The sequence below is a fragment of the Mesorhizobium sp. M7A.F.Ca.US.006.04.2.1 genome (assembly GCF_004022915.1).
Lineage (GTDB): Bacteria > Pseudomonadota > Alphaproteobacteria > Rhizobiales > Rhizobiaceae > Mesorhizobium > Mesorhizobium ciceri.
This window is the reverse complement of sequence record NZ_RZQA01001286.1, coordinates 1-1,190: the sequence shown is the minus strand read 5'-3', so window position 1 is coordinate 1,190 and position 1,190 is coordinate 1. Positions and strand designations below refer to the sequence as shown.

Genomic DNA, 1,190 nt, shown 5'->3' with positions numbered 1-1,190 from the left:
GGTCAAGACCCATCGCGTCGAGGTGTGGGGCCAGCCTGGCGAGAAGCCCCATGTTCTTATATTCCTGGTCCCGCCTCCCCAAGCAGAGGACATACGGCCTGCTCCGGTCGACGGCCAGAGTTGATCTCGCCGCATCCCACCGGTTCGCATGGTCGCTGCCGTTGTAGGTGACGACGATGTTTTCTTCTGGCGCGATTCCGAACTTGATCAGATGGCTGCGTGAGAGTTGCGAGACGGTCGTGATGCGGGCGGCCTGCCTGCCAAGTGCCGGCAGGATCAAGCGGTGCGCCCAGCGGAATCCTCGCGCGTAGCTCGACGGCATGAGCCTTGTGTGCATGTCATGGATACACGCGATCTGGCGCCTCAGCGCGACGGGAGCGAGATTGCAGAAGCTCAGCAATCCTCCAGGCACATGCCAGGGCAACTGCGCCTGCACCCAAAATTGCGGCAGTCGCGGCCTGCTGAATTCAGGAACGACCCGGACGGGGATGGCATCGAGGCGCAAAGGTTCCGAAAGCGGACGCGGCACCACGAGATCAATCTCCAGGTCGCGACCGAGCGGATGCCCTTCTGAAATGAGGGCGTCGAGAGCCAAGGTGACCTCGCGGGCGTAACGGGCCACACCGGTTGGCCGAAGCGTCGTGAAGTCTCCATTTATCGTCCAGCGCCGTCTCGGCGCTTCCCGGTCCGCGCACACCGCAGCGGGATGGCCGATCAGGAAGTCGGCGCCGGCGACAGCGGATCTGGCCAGGGGCGTGTCGGCACGGTGTCTGTTCGCCGGCCAGGCCGATCTTGGTTGCGGCGACTCCCTCGTATCGAACCCGAGCTTGGCCATGTCCAGCTTCCCCGACCTTCCGGCACCCTAGGCAGACTAGCATTCCCAGGAACACCAAGGCCCTTAAACGTTCGAGGTAGGTACGCTGTCCGACGTCGCCAATCCGGATGATTGCCACTTAGCCGAATGACCCGATGGCCATGGTGACCTGGCGTCTTGACGGTTCCACACTGAAAGTTCCAAGGGGTGGACGACATGGCGCGACGTTGGACGATCAATGGGCGGTTTCTTTCGCAGCCGACAACAGGCGTTCAGCGTTACGCGCGCGAGGTCGTGCGCGCTCTCGACACCTTGTTGGCCGAGCAGAACCCGCTGACCCGCGGCCTCGAGCTTGCACTGCTCCACCCTCCAGGGT

General features: G+C 63.3%; 1 protein-coding gene and 1 pseudogene. One reads left to right on the top strand and one right to left on the bottom strand.

The annotated features are described in order from the left end of the window. The coding region (locus tag EN925_RS36680) for a glycosyltransferase (RefSeq protein WP_164894697.1) at positions 1-835 on the bottom strand (835 nt) is incomplete at its 3' end. A 195-nt stretch (positions 836-1,030) separates the two neighbouring features. Here EN925_RS36680 and EN925_RS41260 point away from each other — a divergent pair. Then, positions 1,031-1,190: pseudogene (locus EN925_RS41260) on the top strand (glycosyltransferase family 1 protein); the annotation flags it as partial.